Annotated in this window: 15 protein-coding genes; 10 read left to right on the plus strand and 5 right to left on the minus strand. The window is 67.7% G+C overall.

Annotated features, from left to right (window positions below):
• The 3 genes from BLT78_RS07640 to BLT78_RS07650 are packed head-to-tail and all read left to right on the plus strand — an operon-like array spanning position 1 to position 3,016.
• A complete protein-coding gene (locus tag BLT78_RS07640) occupies positions 1 to 1,116 on the plus strand; it encodes an ABC transporter permease (RefSeq protein WP_090348399.1) in 1,116 nt (371 codons plus the stop codon).
• A gap of 37 nt (positions 1,117 to 1,153) precedes the next feature.
• A complete protein-coding gene (locus BLT78_RS07645) occupies positions 1,154 to 2,614 on the plus strand; it encodes a TolC family outer membrane protein (RefSeq protein WP_231975752.1) in 1,461 nt (486 codons plus the stop codon).
• A gap of 42 nt (positions 2,615 to 2,656) precedes the next feature.
• Positions 2,657 to 3,016, plus strand: coding sequence for a 4a-hydroxytetrahydrobiopterin dehydratase (locus BLT78_RS07650; RefSeq protein WP_090348401.1), 360 nt, complete (start codon positions 2,657 to 2,659; stop codon positions 3,014 to 3,016).
• Positions 3,017 to 3,053: 37 nt separating this feature from the next.
• On the opposite strand, the gene BLT78_RS07655 is transcribed toward BLT78_RS07650, so the two are convergent.
• On the minus strand, positions 3,054 to 4,463 hold the full coding sequence (locus BLT78_RS07655; protein ID WP_090348402.1) for an amino acid permease: 1,410 nt from the start codon (positions 4,461 to 4,463) through the stop codon (positions 3,054 to 3,056).
• A gap of 179 nt (positions 4,464 to 4,642) precedes the next feature.
• Between BLT78_RS07655 and BLT78_RS07660 the strand changes: the two genes are divergently transcribed.
• Together BLT78_RS07660 and BLT78_RS07665 are read left to right on the plus strand one after the other, a co-directional pair.
• Entirely contained in the window at positions 4,643 to 5,968 is a 1,326-nt protein-coding gene (locus BLT78_RS07660; protein ID WP_090348403.1) for an MATE family efflux transporter, read from the plus strand.
• A 58-nt stretch (positions 5,969 to 6,026) separates the two neighbouring features.
• Complete coding sequence (locus BLT78_RS07665; protein WP_090348404.1) at positions 6,027 to 6,266, plus strand: DUF2970 domain-containing protein; 240 nt, start codon at positions 6,027 to 6,029, stop codon at positions 6,264 to 6,266.
• A 6-nt stretch (positions 6,267 to 6,272) separates the two neighbouring features.
• Here BLT78_RS07665 and BLT78_RS21810 read toward each other — a convergent pair whose 3' ends face one another.
• Positions 6,273 to 6,407, minus strand: coding sequence for a hypothetical protein (locus BLT78_RS21810; protein ID WP_269458082.1), 135 nt, complete (start codon positions 6,405 to 6,407; stop codon positions 6,273 to 6,275).
• A 150-nt stretch (positions 6,408 to 6,557) separates the two neighbouring features.
• Here BLT78_RS21810 and BLT78_RS07670 point away from each other — a divergent pair, with 150 nt between their 5' ends.
• The 3 genes from BLT78_RS07670 to BLT78_RS07680 all read left to right on the plus strand — a co-directional run bounded on the left by BLT78_RS07670 (position 6,558) and on the right by BLT78_RS07680 (position 10,477).
• Positions 6,558 to 8,150 carry a GGDEF domain-containing protein gene (locus BLT78_RS07670; protein ID WP_172830772.1) on the plus strand — a complete coding sequence of 531 codons (1,593 nt, stop codon included), beginning with the start codon at positions 6,558 to 6,560 and terminating at the stop codon, positions 8,148 to 8,150.
• A 190-nt stretch (positions 8,151 to 8,340) separates the two neighbouring features.
• Positions 8,341 to 9,999 carry a nitrite/sulfite reductase gene (locus BLT78_RS07675; protein WP_090348405.1) on the plus strand — a complete coding sequence of 553 codons (1,659 nt, stop codon included), beginning with the start codon at positions 8,341 to 8,343 and terminating at the stop codon, positions 9,997 to 9,999.
• On the plus strand, positions 9,983 to 10,477 hold the full coding sequence (locus tag BLT78_RS07680) for a DUF934 domain-containing protein (RefSeq protein ID WP_090348406.1): 495 nt from the start codon (positions 9,983 to 9,985) through the stop codon (positions 10,475 to 10,477). The genes BLT78_RS07675 and BLT78_RS07680 overlap by 17 nt, the downstream gene beginning before the upstream one ends.
• 83 nt (positions 10,478 to 10,560) lie before the next feature.
• Here BLT78_RS07680 and BLT78_RS07685 read toward each other — a convergent pair whose 3' ends face one another.
• Positions 10,561 to 11,556 carry a YhdH/YhfP family quinone oxidoreductase gene (locus BLT78_RS07685; protein ID WP_090348407.1) on the minus strand — a complete coding sequence of 332 codons (996 nt, stop codon included), beginning with the start codon at positions 11,554 to 11,556 and terminating at the stop codon, positions 10,561 to 10,563.
• A 55-nt stretch (positions 11,557 to 11,611) separates the two neighbouring features.
• Positions 11,612 to 12,634: a protease SohB gene (gene sohB / locus BLT78_RS07690; RefSeq protein ID WP_090348408.1), complete on the minus strand. Its 1,023-nt coding sequence runs from the start codon at positions 12,632 to 12,634 to the stop codon at positions 11,612 to 11,614.
• A 221-nt stretch (positions 12,635 to 12,855) separates the two neighbouring features.
• Here sohB and BLT78_RS07695 point away from each other — a divergent pair, with 221 nt between their 5' ends.
• A complete protein-coding gene (locus BLT78_RS07695; protein ID WP_090348409.1) occupies positions 12,856 to 13,170 on the plus strand; it encodes an SCP2 sterol-binding domain-containing protein in 315 nt (104 codons plus the stop codon).
• A gap of 63 nt (positions 13,171 to 13,233) precedes the next feature.
• On the opposite strand, the gene BLT78_RS07700 is transcribed toward BLT78_RS07695, so the two are convergent.
• Positions 13,234 to 14,550 (minus strand): Na+/H+ antiporter family protein, encoded by a 1,317-nt coding sequence (locus tag BLT78_RS07700; RefSeq protein ID WP_090348410.1) that lies wholly within the window; start codon positions 14,548 to 14,550, stop codon positions 13,234 to 13,236.
• A 278-nt stretch (positions 14,551 to 14,828) separates the two neighbouring features.
• On the opposite strand from BLT78_RS07700, the gene BLT78_RS07705 reads away from it, so the two are divergent.
• Positions 14,829 to 15,695 carry an MBL fold metallo-hydrolase gene (locus tag BLT78_RS07705; RefSeq protein ID WP_090348411.1) on the plus strand — a complete coding sequence of 289 codons (867 nt, stop codon included), beginning with the start codon at positions 14,829 to 14,831 and terminating at the stop codon, positions 15,693 to 15,695.
• The last annotated feature ends 34 nt before the right edge of the window (positions 15,696 to 15,729 follow it).

The following is a 15,729-nucleotide window of genomic DNA, read 5'->3' on the forward strand; positions in this document are numbered from 1 at the left end:
ATGCGCGCCCTGTCCAACATCCTCCAGCTCGGCCTCAAGGAACTGCGCAGCCTGTATCGCGACCCGGCGCTGGTGGTGCTGATCGTCTACTCGTTCACCCTGGCGATCTACTCCAGCGCCACCGCCATTCCCGAGGCGCCGCACCGCGCCACCATCGCGGTGGTCGACGAGGACCGCTCGCCGGTCTCGCAGCGCATCCTCAACGCCTTCCAGCTGCCCTACTTCGTGCCGCCGGTATACATCGACCACGCGCAGATGGACGGCGGCATGGACGACGGTCGCTACACCTTCACCCTCGACATCCCCCCCGGCTTCCAGGAAGACCTGCTCGCCGGGCGCCAGCCGGCCATCCAGCTCAACGTCGACGCCACCCAGGTCAGCCAGGCATTCACCGGTGCCGGGCACATCCAGCAGATCATCGCCGCCGAGGTGGCCGAGTTCGTCCAGCGCTACCGCAGCGCCGAAGCGCTGCCGGTGGAGGCGGTGGTGCGCACCGCCTTCAACCCCAACCTGACCCGCGCCTGGTTCGGCGCGGTCAACGAGGTGGTCAACCAGATCACCATGCTGGCGATGATCCTCACCGGCGCCGCGCTGATCCGCGAACGCGAGCACGGCACCATCGAGCACCTGCTGGTGATGCCGGTGACCCCGGTCGAGATCATGCTCGGCAAGGTCTGGGCGATGGGCCTGGTGGTGCTCGCCGCCGCGGCCTTCTCGCTGGCCTTCGTGGTGCGCGGCTGGCTGGACATCCCGCTGCAGGGCTCGCTGGCGCTGTTCATCGGCGGCGCCGCGCTGCACCTGTTCGCCACCACCTCGATGGGCATCTTCTTCGGCACCGTGGCACGCTCGATGCCGCAACTGGGCCTGTTGACCATCCTGGTGATGATTCCGCTGCACATCCTCTCCGGCGGCGTCACCCCGCGCGAGAGCATGCCCGAACTGGTCCAGCAGGTGATGCTGGTCGCCCCCACCACCCATTTCGTCCAGCTCGCCCAGGCCATCCTGTTCCGCAGCGCCGGCGCCGACATCGTCTGGCCGCAGCTGCTGGCCCTGGCGACCATCGGTGCGGCCTTCTTCGCCGCGGCCCTCGGCCGCCTGCGCAAGTCGCTGCAGTGATGGATACTTGGCACATCAGGTCATGAGGAAGCACACCTTGAAACGGACTCCCGGCCTCGCCCGCCGACTGGCGCTGGCCATCGCCCTCGCCGCCTGCCCCGCCCTCCTTCCGGCGGCCGAGCAGCCCGCGCCATCGACCCGCGTCGACCTGTTCGGCGTCTACCTCGAAGCCATGCGCAACAATGCCGACCTCGCCGCGGCCCGCGCCGACTACGAGGCGCGCAAGGAAGCGGTGCCGCAGGCCCGCTCCGCCCTGCTGCCGCAGCTCAACGGCGGCGCCAACCTCGCCGACAGCCGCACCCAGCTCGACCAGCCGGCCCTCGACCTCGAACGCAGCGGCCTGCTCTACCAGGCCAGCCTGAGCCAGGCGCTGATCCGCGCCGACCGCTGGTTCCAGCTGCAGGCCGCCAAGGCGGTGAGCTCCCAGGCCGCGCTGGAGCTGTCGGCGGTGGAGCAGAACCTGATCCTGCAGAGCGCCGAGGCCTACTTCGGCGTGCTGCGCGCCCAGGACACCCTGGCCGCGACCCGCGCCGAGGAAGCCGCCTTCCAGCGTCAGTACGAGCAGGCCAGCGCACGCTTCGAGGTGGGCCTGTCCGACCGTACCGAGGTACTGGAGACCCAGGCCGGACGCGACACCGCGCGCGCCAACCGGCTGATCGCCGAACGCCGGGTGGAGGACGCCTTCCAGGCGCTGACCACCCTCACCGACCGCCAGTACCGCTTCGTCGAGGGCATCCGCCACGAGCTGCCGATCAACCCGCCGGCGCCCAACGAGCCGGACAGCTGGGTCGACACCGCCATGCAGCGCAACATCCTGCTGCAGGCCAGCGCCTATGCGGTGAGCGGCGCCGAGCAGACCCTGCGCCAGCGCAAGGCCGGCCATGCGCCGACCCTCGACCTGGTGGCGCAGTACCAGAAGGGCGACAACGACAGCCTGGGCTTCACTAACAGCGGCCTGGGCGTCGGGCCGAGCTACAGCGGCGACGCCGAGCAGCAGAGCATCGGCCTGCAGCTGAACATCCCGCTGTTCAGCGGCGGCCTGACCAGCTCCCAGGTGCGCGAGGCCTACCAGCGCCTCAGCCAGAGCGAACAGCTGCGCGAGAGCCTGCGCCGCCAGGTGGTGCAGAACACCCGCGACTCCCACCGCGCGGTGAACAGCGCGGTGTCCCAGGTCGAGGCGCGCAAGCAGGCGATCGTCTCCAGCAGCAGCGCGCTGGAGGCCACCCAGCTCGGCTACGAGGTGGGCACGCGCAACGTCGTCGACGTGCTGGACGCCCAGCGCCAGCTTTACAGCGCCGTGCGCCTGTACAACGAGGCGCGCTACGGCTACCTCCTCGAGCAGCTGCGCCTCAAGCAGGCGGCCGGCATCCTCAGCCCGGACGACCTGCAGGAGCTGTCGCCCTGGCTCAAGCCCGACTACGACCCGGATCGCGACTTCCTGCCGCCGATGGACAGCGGAGCAAGCGACGGACAGCCCGGGAGCGCCACGCAAGGCTGACTATACTGGCCGGGTACTGGAGCTGGCCGCGAGGATACCGCCATGACCACCCTCTCCCACGCCCACTGCGACGCCTGCCGCGCCGACGCGCCGCAGGTGACGGAGGCCGAACTGGCCGAACTGATCCACGAGATTCCCGACTGGAACATCGAGGTGCGCGATGGCGTGATGCAGCTGGAGAAGGTGTTCACCTTCCCCGACTTCCAGCGCGCACTGAACTTCACCAACGCGGTCGGCGCCATCGCCGAGATGGAGGGCCACCACCCGGCGCTGCTCACCGAGTGGGGCAAGGTCACGGTGACCTGGTGGACGCACAAGATCGGCGGCCTGCACCGCAACGACTTCATCATGGCGGCGCGCACCGACCAGGTGGCGCAGCACAGCGAGAACCACCACCCCTGATACGACGAGGCCGCCCTGCGGCGGCCCCTCGAACAACTCAGCGCAGCGGCGTCGCGGCCGCCCGGCCGGCCAGCGACTGCTTGAGCCGGTAGCACAGGGCGATCACCACCAGCCACAGCGGAATGGCGTACACCGACAGGCGAATGCCCTCGATCTGCCACATCACCACCAGGATCAGCCCCAGGAAGGCCAGGCACAGGTAGTTGCCCAGCGGATGCCACAGCGCCTTGAACGCCGGCTGCACGCCTTCGCGCACCTTGGCGGCGCGGAACTTCAGGTGGGTCAGGCTGATCATAGCCCAGTTGATCACCAGCGCCGCCACCGTCAGCGCCATCAGCAGTTCCAGCGCCCCGGTCGGCAGCAGGTAGTTGACCAGCACGCACAGCAGGGTGATCAGCGCCGACACGCCGATGGCCAGCACCGGTACGCCGCGCCGGTTCAGGCGCATGAACTGCCGCGGCGCATCGCCCTGCTCGGCCAGGCCGTAGAGCATGCGGCTGTTGCAGTAGACGCCGCTGTTGTACACCGACAGCGCGGCGGTCAGCACCACGAAGTTGAGCACGTGGGCCGCGGCATCGCTGCCGATCAGCGCGAAGATCTTCACGAACGGGCTGCCGCTGTAGGGGTCACCGGCGCTGCTGATGCTCTCCAGCAGCGCGTCCCACGGGTACAGGCTGAGCAGCACCGCCAGCGCGCCGACGTAGAAGATCAGGATGCGGTAGACCACCTGGTTGATCGCCTTGGGGATCACCTTCTTCGGCTCGGCCGCCTCGGCGGCGGTGATGCCGACCAGCTCCAGGCCGCCGAAGGCGAACATGATGAAGGCCAGCGACATCACCAGCCCCTCGAAGCCGTTGGGGAAGAAACCGCCGTGCGCCCACAGGTTGCTGACCGCCGCCTGCTCGCCGCCACTGTCGGTGGCCAGCAGGTAGATGCCGAGGATGATCATGCCGACGATGGCCGCCACCTTGACGATGGCGAACCAGAACTCGGCCTCGCCGAACATCTTCACGTTGGTCAGGTTGATCGCGTTGATCAGCACGAAGAACACCGCCGCCGTCGCCCAGGTCGGCACCTCCGGCCACCAGAACTGGATGTACTTGCCGACCGCGGTCAGCTCGGACATGCCCACCAGGATGTACAGCACCCAGTAGTTCCAGCCGGACAGGAAGCCGGCGAAGCTGCTCCAGTAGTTGTGCGCGAAATGGCTGAACGAGCCGGCCACCGGCTCCTCGACGATCATCTCGCCGAGCTGGCGCATGATCAGGAAGGCGATCAGCCCGGCGATGGCATAGCCGAGGATCATCGACGGCCCGGCCTTCTGCAGCACCCCGGCCGAGCCGAGGAACAGGCCGGTGCCGATGGCGCCGCCGAGCGCGATCAGCTGGATGTGGCGGTTTTTCAGGCTGCGCTGCAGTTCGCCCTGATGTGGAGTTGCGTGGGTCATCGATCACCTTCTGACCGGAGTGGCACCGCCGCGGTCGTGGCGCAGCGGCTCATGGAAAGCGGCCGACCCGGTTGGGCACGGCGCGGGCCGCGGATTGTACAACGGTAGCTGCGCGCAGGCCTGACTGCCGGGCGTTCTGCGTTACACTGCCGGCGTCTTCGTCCCGGATTTCCCCCTTCATGCCCGATCGCCAGCGCCTGTATCAGATCCTCTTCCTCGGCCTGCCGATCATCGGTGGCATGCTCAGCCAGAGTCTGATCAACCTGGTCGACGCGGCCATGGTCGGGCACCTGGGGGAAAAGGCGCTGGCCGGGGTGGGCCTGGGCAGCTACGCCAACTTCGTCGCGGTGTCGCTGATCATGGGCCTCGGTTCGGCGGTGCAGGCGCTGGTCGCGCGGCGGCGCGGCGAGGGCCGGCTGCTGGAGGAAGCGACGCCGCTCAACGCCGGCCTGGCAATGGCCCTGCTGGTCGGCCTGCCGCTCGGCCTCGCCTGCTGGCTGCTCGCGCCGCAGATCATCGACCTGCTGACCCAGGACCCGGAGGTCGCCGGCATCGCCCGCGAGTACTTCCAGTGGCGGGTGCTGGCGGTCGCCGCGGTGGGCCTGAACTTCTCGTTCCGCGGCTTCTGGAACGGCAGCCACCGCTCGGGCATGTACCTGCGCATCCTGCTCGGCATGCACCTGTTCAACGCCGCGCTGAGCTACTGCCTGATCCACGGCCTGCTCGGCCTGCCGCGCATGGGCGCGGAAGGCTCGGGGCTGGGCACCTGCATCGCCCTCTACCTCGGCTCGCTGGTCTACCTGGTGCAGACCTGGCGGGTGGCGCGCAACGGCGGCTTCCTGCGCGGGCGGCCGCAGGCCATCGAGTTCCGCGTGCTGCTGCGCCTGGCGCTGCCCAACTCGCTGCAGCAGTTCCTGTTCGCCACCGGCATCACCCTGCTGTTCTGGATCATCGCGCAGATCGGCAGCGCCGAGCTGGCGGTGGCCCATGTGCTGATCAACCTGACCCTGCTGCTGATCCTGCCGGCCATCGGCCTGGGCATGGCAGCCACCACCCTGGTCAGCCACAGCCTCGGCGAGGGTGACGTGGAGGCCGCGCACCGCTGGGGCTGGGAGGTGGTGCGCATCGCCGCCCTGGGCCTGACGCTGCTCGGCATTCCCTTCTGGCTGTTCCCCGAGGCGATCCTCGGCCTGTTCGTCAACGATCCGCGGCTGATCGAGCTGGGTACCTGGCCGCTGCGCCTGACCGGCCTGTGCATGGTGCTGGACTGCGCCTCGCTGGTGCTGACCCAGGCGCTGCTCGGTGCCGGCGCCAGCCGCACGGTGATGGCGGTGAGCCTGGGCAACCAGTGGCTGTTGTTCCTGCCGCTGGCCTACCTGATCGGTCCGGTGCTCGGCTACGGTCTGCTGGCGATCTGGGCGCTGTACATGCTGCAGCGCGGCTTCGCCTCGCTGCTGTTCGCCGTCATGTGGCAGAAGCGCGACTGGGCGCGCATCGAGTTGTAACTTGCGCAGCGGCGCAACGCCGGCAAAGCTTGCAGGAGCAATCGCAGTGGAGCCAGCCATGAACGACGAGCGCAAACCCCATGACGAGCCGGGCGAGCCCCCCCTCACCCTGCGCGAGATGCTGCAGAGCGTGCTGGCCGCCGCCTTCGGCGTGCAGAGCAACAAGAACCGCATGCGCGACTTCGGCCGCGGCAAGCCCAGCCACTTCATCATCCTCGGCCTGCTGTTCACCGGCCTGTTCGTGCTGGTGCTGTTCGCCGTGGTGCGCCTGGTGCTCGGTCTCAGCGGCGTCGCGTAACGCTGCTCAGTGCCCGGCGACCCAGAAGATCGCCGTCGCCACCACGATGCAGATCAGGCTCAGCGCCGCCCAGGCATCCACACGGCTGTCCGCCACCGCCACCATCACCCTGCTTTCCCGCTCCCGTTCGTCCCGCTGCATGACCGTTCCTCCGGGTTGTGTCTGTACTCAGTCAAGCCAGCCCACCACCAAAGTTCAAGGCGCCACGCCCGTCGGTTGCCGCCGTTGGCGGCTATTAAAGTGTTAAGATTTGCAGCCTGTTTCGTACGAATGAATCAGCGCCTTCGCCCCATGCGCCACCTACCCGTGTTCCGGTTCGACCTGCGGCGCCTGATCCTGCTGCTGACGGTCGCCACCGCGCTGCTCACCCTGGCCAACACCTTCCACGCCAGCTACCAGGTGCAGCGCAGCCTGCTGATCGGGCAGACCCTGGAAGCCAACCGGGTGTACGCCAGCAAGCTGGCGGAAAGCACCGAAGTGCTGCTCGCGGTGACCCACCAGCAACTGGCCTGGAGCGCCACACAGCTCGCCGCCGAACTCGATCAGCCGCAGCGTGCGGCAGCGGAGGCCGAACGCCTGAAGCAGCAGTCGGAGATCTTCAACTCGGTGTATGTCGTCAATGCCGAGCGCAAGGTCCTGGCCATCGCCCCGGCAGCGCTGAATAGCACCGACAGCATCCTCAGCACCGCCGGCGCCATCGAGGCCGTCGACAAGCGCCAGCCGCTGGTCAGCCAGCCATATATTTCCGTCACCGGGCACCTGGAGGTGATGATCGCCCACCCGATCTTCGCCGCGGACGGCCGCTATCTCGGTTATGTCGGCGGCAGCATCCACCTACGCGAACAGAACATCCTCAACCACCTGCTCGGCGAACACTTCTATCGCGACGGCTCCTACATCTATGTGGTCGACCGCGCAGGACGGCTGCTCTACCACCCCGATAGCGAGCGCCTCGGCAACCTGATCGACGACAACCCGGCGGTCGACGCTTTGATCGACGGGCAGAGCGGCAGCCGGCGGCTGACCAACTCGCTGGGCATCGACATGCTCGCCGGCTACGCGCCGATCGCCTCCATCGGCTGGGGCGTGGTCGCCCAGAGCCCCACGCTCGGCACCCTGAAGCAACTGGATGGCCTGATGCTCGGCATCCTGCAGCACGCGCTACCCCTCTCGCTGCTCAGTCTGCTGGCCATCTGGTGGCTGTCGCGGCTGATCTCCCAGCCGCTCTGGCAGATGGCCAGCAAGGTGCGCGCCATGGACTCGCAGGCCACCGCGGCGCAGATCGGCACCGTCAGGACCTGGTATTTCGAGGCCGCCGAGCTCAAGCGCGCCCTGCTCGCCGGGCTCGCGCGGCTCGACCGCAAGATCGACCGGCTCAGCCTTGCCAGCATGACCGACCCGCTCACCGGGCTGTACAACCGCCGCGGCCTGCAGCTCACCCTCGAGCAGTGGCAGGCCTGCGGGCAGCCGTTCGCGGTCATCGCCCTGGATATCGACCACTTCAAGCAGGTCAACGACACCCACGGTCATGCCAAGGGCGATCTGGTGCTGCAACAGCTGGCGGGGCTGATGCGCGAGAATTCGCGCGAGCTCGACGTGCTCTGCCGCATCGGCGGCGAGGAGTTCGTCATGCTGCTGCCGGGCACCGCCCTGGACGCCGCCGCGCGGGTGGCCGAACGCCTGCGCCTGTGCATGACCGACTGCGCCGAGCTGGACTGCGGCTCGATCACCCTGTCCCTCGGCGTGGCCCACTGGCCGGACAGCAGCACCGACATCGACCAGGTGCTGGCGATGGCCGACCAGGCGCTGTACGACGCCAAGCGCCGCGGGCGCAATCTGGTCGTGCATGCCGAACCGGGTGCGCAGCAGACCGCCACAGACTGATCGAGCCGGCGGTCGTTATCTATTCCGGTTATGTACATATAGTTATTCTTCACTTTCTTGCATAAATGCGAGCTGCTATCGTGCCCGCCACTCCACCGGAGTGCGTCGCCGTGCGCGTCGCAGACGCACCACGCAGACCGGCAGCCCCGCACCGGCCCGGTTCGCTGACAGCCTGAGAGCAGAGAATTACATGTACGTATACGACGAGTACGATCAGAGGATCATCGAGGAGCGCGTCGCGCAGTTCCGCGATCAAACCCGCCGCTTCCTGACCGGCGAGCTGAGCGAAGAGGAATTCCGCCCGCTGCGTCTGCAGAACGGTCTGTATGTGCAGCGCCACGCGCCCATGCTGCGCGTCTGCGTGCCCTACGGCCTGCTGTCCGCGCCGCAGCTGCGCATGCTGGCCAAGCTGGCCCGCGACTACGACAAGAACTACGCCCACATCAGCACCCGTCAGAACGTCCAGTACAACTGGCCGAAGCTGGAAGACGTGCCGGACATGCTCGCCGAGCTGGCCAGCGTGCAGATGCACGCCATCCAGACCAGCGGCAACTGCATCCGCAACGTCACCACCGACCAGTTCGCCGGCGTCGCCCCCGACGAGGTGATCGACCCGCGTCCGTGGTGCGAGATCATCCGCCAGTGGGCCACCTTCCACCCGGAATTCGCCCACCTGCCGCGCAAGTTCAAGATCGCGGTGAACGGCTCGGCGGCCGACCGCGCAGCCATCGAGGTGCACGACATCGGCCTGGAGCCGGTGCACAACGCCGCCGGCGAGCTGGGCTTCCGCGTGCTGGTCGGCGGCGGCCTGGGCCGTACCCCGATCGTCGGCAGCTTCATCAACGAATTCCTGCCCTGGCAGCACCTGCTGACCTACCTGGAAGCCATCCTGCGCGTGTACAACCGTTACGGTCGCCGTGACAACAAGTACAAGGCGCGGATCAAGATCCTGGTCAAGGCGCTGACCCCGGAAGTGTTCGCCGAGCGCGTCGCCGCCGAGTGGGCACACCTCAAGGACGGCCCGGCCACCCTGACCCAGGCAGAACTCGACCGCGTCGCCCAGCACTTCGTCGACCCGGCCTACCAGGCCCTGCAGGACCAGAGCGCCGCCCTCGCCGCCCTGGACGCTGAGCACCCGGGCTTCGCCCGCTGGCGTTCGCGCAACGTGGCCGGCCACAAGAAGCCAGGCTACGCCGCCGTGACCCTGTCGCTCAAGCCGACCGGTATCGCCCCCGGCGACGTCACCGACAAGCAGTTCGACGCCATCGCCGACCTGGCCGAGCGCTACAGCTTCGGCGAGGCGCGCACCAGCCACGAGCAGAACATCATCCTCGCCGACGTCGAGCAGTCCCAGCTGTTCGCCCTGTGGGGCGAGCTGCGCGAACTGGGCCTGGCCACGCCGAACATCGGCCTGCTGACCGACATCATCTGCTGCCCGGGCGGCGACTTCTGCTCGCTGGCCAACGCCAAGTCGATCCCGATCGCCGAAGCCATCCAGCGCCGTTTCGACGACCTCGACTACGTGTTCGACCTCGGCGAGATCGACCTGAACATCTCCGGCTGCATGAACGCCTGTGGTCACCACCACATCGGCAACATCGGCATCCTCGGCGTCGACAAGAAGGGCGAGGAGTTCTACCAGGTGTCGCTGGGCGGCGAAGCCGGCCGCAACGCCAGCCTCGGCCAGATCCTCGGCCCGTCCTTCGCCCAGGACGACATGGCCGACGTGATCGCCAAGATCATCGAGGTGTACGTCGGTCAGCGCAACGAGGAAGAGCGCTTCATCGATACCTTCCGCCGTATCGGCATCGATCCCTTCAAGGAACGCGTCTATGCAAAGAATCATTAAGAACGGCGAAGTCATCGACGAGCGCTGGCACCTGCTGCCGGCCGACGCCACCCTCGACGGCATCTCCAACAGCGACGACCTGATCGTGCCGCTGGGCCTGTGGCTGGAGTCCAGCCACGCCCTCAAGGTGCGCGACGGCGGCCTGGGCGTGTGGCTGCAGAGCCACGAGCAGATCGAGGAGATCGTCGACGACCTGAAATACTTCAAGGTCATCGCCCTCGACTTCCCGGTGTTCACCGACGGCCGCCACTTCTCCAGCGCCCGCCTGCTGCGCGAGCGCTACGGCTATCAGGGCGAGATCCGCGCCATCGGCGACGTGCTGCGCGACCAGATCTTCTTCATGCACCGCTGCGGCTTCGATGCCTTCGCCGTGCGCCCGGATCGCGACCCGGAAGACGCCCTCAAGGGCCTGTCGGACTTCTCGGTGACCTACCAGACCGGTGTCGACCAGCCGCAACCGCTGTTCCGCCGCCGCTGAGTTTCGACCTCGCTGTCAGCAAAAAGCCCCGCAATGCGGGGCTTTTTGCTGTGTGCGGCTGGTGAATGGCCGTAGGGTGCGCCTCAGTCGATGCGCACCAGCATGCGCCCGACCATGCGCCCGGCCAGCATGCGCCTGATCTCCTCGGGCAGCTCGTCGAGGCTGACCTCATGGCAGACCAGCTCCAGGTTGTCGAGCTTCCAGGGGCCGGCCAGTTTCTCCCACATCGCCGCCTTCACCGCGCGCGGCAGCTCCACCGAGTCGACCCCCAGCAGGTTGACCCCGCGCAGGATGAACGGCAGCACCGAGGCGCGACTCATCGCCGCGCTGGCGGTCAGCCCGCAGCAGGTGACGCTGGCACCGTACTGCAACGACTTCACCACGTTGAACAGGATGTCGCCACCGACGGTATCCACCGCCCCGGCCCAGCGCATGCGCAGCAGCGGCTTGTCGGCGCCGTCGCGCAGCAGGGTGCGGTCGATGATCTGCTGGGCACCCAGCCGGTTGAGGAACTCGGCCTGCTCCAGCTTGCCGGTGGACGCGGCCACCGTGTAGCCGAGCCGGGTCAGCAGCAGCACGGCGATGCTGCCCACGCCGCCGCAGGCGCCGGTGACCAGCACCGGCCCGGCCTCGCCGTCGAGGCCGACGTGCTGCAGCTTCTCGATGCACAGCCCGGCGGTCAGCCCGGCGGTGCCGAGCAGCATGGAGTCGCGCAGGGAGAGGCCGGCCGGGCAGCGCACCACCCAGGCCGCCGGCACGCGGATGTACTGGGCGAAGCCGCCGGCCGTGTTGGCGCCCAGGTCGTAGCCGGTGACTATCACCTCATCGCCCGGCTGGAACTCACCGGTCGCGCACTCCACCACCTCGCCGGCGGCGTCGATGCCGGGCGTGTGCGGATACTCCCGGGTCACCTTGCGATTGCCGCTCGCCGACAGCGCATCCTTGTAGTTGAGCGAGGAATAGCGCACGCGTATCAGCACCTCGCCCGGCGGCAGGTCGTCCAGCTCGCGCTGCACCACCGCCTGGTCGAATATCCCCGGGGCACTCTCGGTGACCCACAGGGCCTTGAAACTTGTCATCCTGCTCTCCTCGGCAGTCCGTCGATGGGTGGCCGCCAGCGGCGGCAGCGGACTGCTACTGCCAGAAACGGGGTTGTGACAGCCGGCTCCACCAGCGCAGCAGCACGCCGTCGAGGACCTGGGCGGTCGCCAGGCCGACACGTTCCTGCAGGCTCTTCTTCTCGTGGTAGCGCAACTGGAAAAGCTCGGCGTGCTGGGCACGCTCGGCCAGGTATTCGTCGCTGGTCTTCAGTTCGTCGACCAGCTGCTTGCCCAGCGCCGCCTGGCCGAGCCAGACCTCGCCGGTGGCGATCTCGTCGATGGCCAACTGCGGCCGGTAGCGGGCGACGAAGTTCTTGAACAGCTCGTGGGTGGTCTCCAGGTCCTCCTGGAACTTCTCGCGGCCCTTGTCGGTGTTCTCGCCGAACACGGTCAGGGTGCGCTTGTACTCGCCGGCGGTGAGCACCTCGAAGTCGATGGCGTGCTTCTTCAGCAGGCGATGGAAGTTGGGCAGCTGCGCCACCACCCCGATCGAGCCGAGGATGGCGAAGGGCGCGGCGAGGATTTTCTCGCCGATGCAGGCCATCATGTAGCCGCCGCTGGCCGCCACCTTGTCCACGCACACGGTGAGCGGCACGCCGGCCTGACGGATGCGCGCCAGCTGCGAGGAAGCCAGGCCGTAGCTGTGCACCATGCCGCCGCCGCTTTCCAGGCGCACGACCACCTCGTCCTGCGGCGTGGCCAGGCTCAGCAGCGCGGTGACCTCGTGGCGCAGGTGCTCGCCGGCCGAGGCCTTGATGTCGCCGTCGAAATCCAGCACGTAGACGCGCGGCTTGTGCGCGCCGGACTTCTTCTCGGCCTTCTCCGTCTTGCTCTCTTCCTTGCGCAGGGCCTTGAGCTGCTCCTTGTCGAGCACGCTGTCCTGCAGACGCTCGCGCAGGGCCTTGTAGAAATCGTTGAGCTTGTGCACCTCGAGGTGCCCGCCGGAACGCCGGTCGCGGGACCGCAGTACAGCCACGGCGGCCAGCACGACGAGGATGGCCGCCAGCACGGTCACCGTCCTGGCGAGAAAGCCGGCATAGTCGGCAAGAAATTCCACGTTTGCTCCTTAGCGACAGGTCATCTGTGCGACGAGGTCAATGGCAAAGCATACCGGTGCAGCCCGGTGGCGGCCACCCGCAAGGTGGCCCGACGACCATCAGGATGGTCATACCAATGGCCGGATCTCCCGCCGTTGACAGCCCGCGGGCGACCACCCTACCCTCGCCGAGGGGCGGTCGACTGCCGGACCGCGCCAACCAGACCAAAAAGGACCCGTACATGAGCAGTGTCGCCCAAGTCATCGAAACCATGCAGAGCCGCTTCAACGCCAGCGCCGCCTCCGGTCTGGATCTGGTGTTCCAGTTCCAGATCGAGGACGCCGAAAACTACTACCTGGCGATCAACAACGGCACCTGCGCACTGCACCCGGGCGATGCCGATGAGCCCAACGTGACCCTGATCATGAACAGCGCCACCCTCAAGGGCATCCTCAAGGGCGAGATCAGCGGCATGGAGGCCTTCCTCGGCGGCAAGCTGCGCACCGAAGGCGACATGATGCTGGCCCTCAAGCTGGGCGAACTGTTCCCGTCCTGATCCCGGACGCGGGCAGAAAAAAGCCGGAGCCCATGCTCCGGCTTTTTCATTTGCGCCGCGGCGTCACAGCACCATCGCCGCCAGCCAGCCGAAGGCCAGCAGCGGCAGGTTGTAGTGCAGGAAGGTCGGCACCACGCTGTCCCAGATGTGGTTGTGCTGGCCGTCGACGTTGAGGCCGGAGGTCGGGCCGAGGGTCGAGTCGGAGGCCGGCGAGCCGGCGTCGCCCAGCGCACCGGCGGTGCCCACCAGGCTGACGATGGCCAGCGGGCTGAAGCCCAGCTCCACACCCAGCGGCACGAAGATCGCCGCGATGATCGGCACGGTGGAGAACGACGAGCCGATGCCCATGGTCACCAGCAGGCCGACCAGCAGCATCAGCAGCGCGCCGAGCGCCTTGCTGTTGCCGATCGCCCCGGCGGCGGCGTCCACCAGCGCCTTGACGTGGCCGGTCTCGCGCATCACCTCGGCGAAGCCGGCGGCGGCGATCATGATGAAGCCGATCATCGCCATCATCTTCATGCCCTCGGTGAACAGGCCGTCGGCCTCGCGCCAGCGCACCACCCCGGAGGCGGAGAACACCACGAAGCCGGCCAGCGCGCCGATGATCATCGAGTCCAGCCACAGCTGCACGGCGAAGGCCACCGCCACCGCCACGCCGGCGACCAGCAGGGTGCGCGGGCTGTAGCGGCGCTCCACCTGCTCCACCTGCTCGATCGCCGCCAGGTCGTACTGGCGCGGCTTGCGGTAGCTGACGAAGGCCAGCAGCAGGCCGCACAGCATGCCCAGCGCCGGGATCGCCATGGCCTGGGTGACACTGATGCCAGCCACGTCGACGCCGCTGCGGCTGACGTTGGCCAGCAGGATGTCGTTGAGGAAGATGCCGCCGAAGCCCACCGGCAGGAACATGTACGGGGTGATCAGGCCGAAGGTCAGCACGCAGGCGATCAGTCGGCGGTCGAGCTGCAGGCGGCTCATCACGTAAAGCAGCGGCGGCACCAGCAGCGGGATGAAGGCGATGTGGATCGGCAGGATGTTCTGCGACGCCACCGCCACCAGCAGCAGCAGGCCGAGCACCAGCCATTTCACCGCGGCACCGCCATTGGCCTCCTGGCGGCCGACCAGATGCAGCGCCCGGTCCGCCAGGGCGTGGGCCATGCCGGAACGGGCGATGGCCACCGCGAAAGCACCGAGCAGCGCGTAGGACAGGGCCACGGTGGCGCCGCCACCCAGCCCCTTGTTGAAGGCCGCCAGGGTGCCCTCGATGCCGAGACCGCCGGCCATGCCTCCGGCCAGGGCGCCGAGGATCAGGGCGACCACCACATGCACGCGGGCCAGGCTGAGTACCAGCATCAGGCCGACGGCGATGAGTACCGCGTTCATATCTTCACTCCAGATTTCGGGATCGCCCGCGGGCGAAAGGCCGGCACTCTGCCCAAAGGCCGCCTTCCTGTCAAAAGCGCTGGCCAGACGGCTCCGGCCGCAGCGCCATGAATGACCGACGCAAGCCACGGGGTAGGTCCGCGCGGTCCACACTGCAGCCCTGAGGCATGGCCTTCATACTTTATAATTATTAATTCTATGCATAGAACCAAAAAGCGCAGTAGGCTTGAACCACAGAATACCCCCAAGGGTATACAGACAACCACGGAGGAAGCCCCATGAACGCCCACGTCGAAGCCTTCTTCGATCCCGCCACCTACACCTACAGCTACGTGGTGAGCGACCCGACCAGCCGCCAGTGCGCGCTGATCGACCCCGTTCTGGACTACGACCCCGCCGCCGGGCGCACCTCGCACAAGAGCGCCGACCGCATGATCGCCTACGTGCGCGAGCACGGCCTGAGCGTGCAGTGGATCCTCGAGACCCACGTGCACGCCGACCACCTGAGCGCCGGCCACTACCTCAAGGAACAGCTCGGCGGCCAACTGGGCATCGGCGACCGCATCACCGTGATCCAGCAGACCTTCGGCAAGCTGTTCAACGCCGGGGCCGAGTTCGCCACCGACGGCCGCCAGTTCGACCACCAGTTCCACGACGACGAGGAGTTCCGCGTCGGCACCATCAAGGCCCGCGCCATCCACACCCCCGGCCACACCCCGGCGTGCATGACCTACCTGATCGGCGACGCCGCCTTCGTCGGCGACACCCTGTTCATGCCCGACTACGGCACCGCGCGCTGTGACTTCCCCGGCGGCGACGCACGCGCCCTGTACCGTTCGATCCACACCAAGCTGTTCAGCCTGGCGGACGCGACCCGCGTGTTCATGTGCCACGACTACAAGGCGCCGGGGCGCGACGAATACCTCTACGAAACGACCATCGGCGCTGAACGTGAGCACAACGTGCACATCCACGAGGGGGTCGGCGAAGAGGACTTCGTCGCCATGCGCCAGGCCCGCGACGCCACCCTCGGCATGCCGGCGCTGATCCTGCCCTCGGTGCAGATCAACATGCGCGCCGGCGAGCTGCCGCCGGCCGAGAGCAACGGCAGCCGCTACCTGAAGATCCCGCTCGACGTGCTCTGACGCCGCCCCGCACTCCAACGCAGAATGGAGAACG

This window comes from Pseudomonas oryzae, assembly GCF_900104805.1.
Taxonomy (GTDB): Bacteria; Pseudomonadota; Gammaproteobacteria; order Pseudomonadales; family Pseudomonadaceae; genus Geopseudomonas; species Geopseudomonas oryzae.